Source organism: Micromonospora sp. M51, assembly GCF_018070305.1.
Classification (GTDB): Bacteria; Actinomycetota; Actinomycetes; order Mycobacteriales; family Micromonosporaceae; genus Micromonospora; species Micromonospora parva.
Genome location: NZ_JAGPXZ010000581.1, coordinates 1 through 4,060 on the forward strand (window position 1 = coordinate 1; position 4,060 = coordinate 4,060).

Below are 4,060 nucleotides of genomic sequence, written 5' to 3' on the forward strand. Positions count from 1 at the left end.
TCACCCCGGCCGCGTCGGTCTCCAGCGCGGCCGAGCCGAGGTGGTTGGTGAGCTGGTAGCGGATCAGCGGAACGCCGAGCGGGTTGGCCGGGTCGAAGCCGCCGACGTCGACGGTCTTGACGTCCACCTGGGCGACCGGGCCGGTGTCGTCGGCGATCGTGGTGGTCCAGCGCTCGTGCTGGAGGGTGCCGGTGACCCGGTTGCGCCGCCGGAACACGATGACCGCGCCCAGGAAGATCCATTCCAGTTGGACGCTGCCCGGCCGGTCCACGATCTTGCGCAGCCGCTGCCCGCTCGCCGCGTAGACGAACCGGGCCTCACCGCCGCCGCCGAGGTCGACCCGGCTGAGCTGGTCGCGGACATTCCACTCCAGCGCCGGCAGGTGCGGCATGACGGTCAGGTTGCCGACGGCGTCGTGCGCGTACCCGGCCGAGTAGGGGCCGTCGTCGGGGTCACCGGGGACGCTCGTGGCGGCCAGTCGGTTCGTGGCGTCGGCCGGGTCGTCCTGGTACGCGTACCGGTGGTGCCGGGTCCAGCCGGCACCCACCCCGGCCTGCGTCCGGAACCGGTGCCGGAGCACGGTGAGGTTGCCGAGCGGGTCGTACTCGTATTCCTCGGTGTAGGCGCGTACCGCGCCGGCATCGGTGAGGCTGCCGGCCGGCGGCACGTCGGTGTGGTCGCGGATCGCGTCGTTCGGCGCCCCGGCCAGCTCCCGCCCGCTCGCCCGGATCAGCTGGTAGAGCGGGTCGTAGGCGTAGTCGCTGGCGGCCGGCACCGCCGCGTTGCCGAAGAAGGTGGGCGCGCCCGGCTCGGCCACCCGGGTCACGTTGCCCACCGGGTCGTACGTGTAGCGCAGGTCGCGTACCCCGGCGGTGAGCAGCCGTTCCAACCGGAACGTCATCGGGTCGTAGAAGTATTCGGTGACCAGGCCGTTGCCGTGCCGGGCGAACCGCCGCCGGCCCAGCGCGTCGTAGTCCTGCTCGGACAGGAACTCCACCTCCGCGCCCTGGCCACGCAGCCGCGCGGTCAGCCGGCCCAGCATGCCGCCCTCAAGGTAGGTCGGTCGTAGCTCGGTGGCGTCGGGCAGGGTGACCAGTGTCGGACGGTTCAGCGCGTCGTACTCGGCGGCGGTGCCGAAGACCTCGCTCTCCAGCAGCGGCGCCGCAGCGGCCAGCAGCGCCGCGTGGTCGGGCGCGGCGGCCACCGGCGACCAGTCCGGGCCGGCGACGTCATCGGTGGCGAGCCTGCGTTCGGCCCGCCGCGGGTTGCCCTTGAAGTCGACAGCGGGGACCCGCACCTGGCCCGCCTGGTCGAACACCAGGTAGGGCACGCCGTGCAGGCCCAGCGTCGCCGCGTCCGGGTGCCGGTCGCCGAAGACCACGTACTGCACGCAGCGCTCCGCGCCGGCGGACTCCCGGACGTACACGCCCACCGGCCGGTGCAGGGCGTCGTACGTGGTGCGGAACGTCCGACCGTGCTCGTCCCAGATCCGGCGCACCCCACCGAGCACATCCTGGAACACCCACCGCTCGCCCTTCTCCGCGCTCCACGAGCGCACCCCCGCGCCGTGCATGGCGGTGGCCGCGCTGGCGATGTGCCGGCCCAGCGCGTCGTACCCGTCCGAGGACCGGCCGGTGAGGTCTCCGGTGGTGCGTACGCCGAAGCGCTGGCCGGCTCCCCGGTCGGCCACCGAGTAGACGGCCCGACCCAGGCTGTCGAAGTGGACCACGGACGGCGTGTCGGCGTGCGCGGCGGCGAGCCACGCGGCGCGGACGGCCGGGTCGGCCGGTTCCGGATCGGAGACGGCAGGGCTGCCCCGCTCGGCGTACCACTGGCTGTCGAGCACCGTGTCGTTGGCGTCGAACAACCGGTGCGACCAGGCAGTGGACTCGACCCGGCTGAGGGTTCCGTCCGGATACCGGGTCAGCACGGCCCGACCCAGCGGGTCGTAGTAGCGGATCGCGGTGGCGCCGATCTCGCGCAGCGCCGCCGCGTCCTCGTACTCGTGGGTGGTGCTGAAGTAGGGCTGGTACCGCTTCACCGGGTTGCCCTTGTTGTTGACCACCGTGCGGCCGGTGCCGACCCAGCGTGGGTCGGCGTCCACCTCGACGGCCACCCCGTCCTCCCCCACCTCGAGGGCCCTGCCGGGATGCACCCGCGACTTGGTGATCGCCACCCCACCGGTGCCGGTGCTGTACTCGTAGCTCTCCAGCCAGCGCGTGTTGGTCGGGCCGTGCCGTTCCCGGTGCAGGCCCCGGCTGTACGCGGGCTGGCCGTTGACCATCCAGTTGAACGGGTCGTAGGTGAACGTCAACGTCGGATCGTCGAGCGTGTCACCGTCCCCGGCGCCGGGCCGGCCGAGCAGCGCCGAGGCCACCACCCGGCCCAGCTCGTCGTAGCGCACCGCGCGGCGCTGCCCGTTCGGGTCGGTGACGAGGCTCGGGCCCAGCACCCGGTAGTCGTTGACGGCGGTGGTGACCGACCAGGCCGCCTGGTCGATGGTCACCCGCTCGGTGAGCAGGTGGTAGTCGTCGAAGGTGACCGCCGTCGCCAGGCCGAGCGCGTCCCGGGCCCCGTTGGACAGGTAGAAGTGCGCGGCCGGGTCGGCGGGATAGCGCAGCTCGCCCGAGGGAATCCACCAGTCCGGGCCACCGTCGAGCTGCACGTATCCGGCGGCGGCCAGGTCCGCGCCGGTGACTGCCGTGCCGTAGCCGGCAGCCAGCGCGGCCGGCGTGAAGGCGAGCTGGTACGTCTGGTGTCCCAGCCCCAGGCTGTCCCACTGCCCGGCCGGCAGCGGCGCCAACGCGTTGTCCCGGAACCGCACCTGTGACCGGGACAGCAACCGCCGCTGCGCGCTGACCCCGTCGGCCACCACCTCGTACCCGATGGGGGTGGCCGCGGCGAATCCGGCGAGCAGTTCGGCCCGGGTGAACAGCGGGCCGGCCGGGGCCAGCCCGGTCAGTTCGTGGCCGACCGCCTCGTACGCGGTGCGGAGCCGGTACGCCGGCACGGGCACCGTGTCGTCGATGTCCGGGGTGTAGCTCTGCTCGCCGTACGTGACGTGACGGCGCCGCTGCTCGACGGTCACCTCGGCGGGCAGGTCCGGGTCGGGAGTGGTGCGGCCGTAGACCACCGCGGCGGCCTGCACGACGGTGCCGTACGGGCCGAGGACCAGGTTGAGCCGGTGGCTGATCCGGGGCTCATCCGGCTCCCGGTCGTAGGAGAGGCTGACCGCCTCCCGTTCGACGGCGACGAACACCCGCGCGTCCAGCCGCTGCACCTCATACGTCTGCTCGACCACCCCGTACGGGTGTTCCTGCGCGGCACTGCCGTCGTACGAGTACACCTCCTGCCGCAGCGGCAGGCCGCGCAGCGCCCGCCGGCTCTCCCGCAGCTCCGCGGCGGAGACTCCGACCGGCAGCTCCACAGTGGATAGGTGCCGGCCGGCGTACCACTCGGCGGACAGGTCGACCGGGGCACCGGTGTGGTACCAGGTCTTCGTGGTGACCGGTGGCTGGAACAGCTCGGGCGAGGTGTCCTGATTCCCGTCGACCGCCTCGACGCCCAGCACGTGGTCCACGAACGACTCGCCGTCGATCTGCTCGACCATGCCGAAGCCGGCGAACTCCCGCTCGTCGCCGTCGTAGTGCCCGTGGTGGTAGCGGTAGCCGGTGACCAGCCGGGTCCCGGCGATCCGGTCGACCTGTTCCACCTGCTCGACGACCTGCACCGGGAACGGCAGTCGGGTCGCCCACGGCTGGCCGTTGCGCCGGTCGGCCAGTTGGAAGGCGGTGGAGGCGGCGTACCGGATGGTGGTTTCGCCGCCCAGGTTGTTCACCACCCGGGTGAGCAGGTGGGGCTTGCCGTCGGCGGCCAGGTCCAGGTAACGCACCGGACCGGAGGCGTCGCCGGGCAGCGGCGACGACCAGACCAGGCAGCCGGTGCCGGTGCCCAGCAGGTCGGTCACCGTCACCGTCGAGTCGGGCGTGACATGCGGCAGGTCGGGCCGGCCGTCCCCGGTGAGGTCCAGCAGCAGCAGGTCGGGGCTGGCCCAGTCGAC

1 protein-coding gene is annotated in these 4,060 nt (G+C 73.0%); it reads right to left on the reverse strand.

From position 1 onward, the window contains the following. On the reverse strand, window positions 1-4,060 hold a 4,060-nt coding region (locus KBX53_RS37010; RefSeq protein WP_210861951.1), incomplete at both ends, for a toxin TcdB middle/N-terminal domain-containing protein.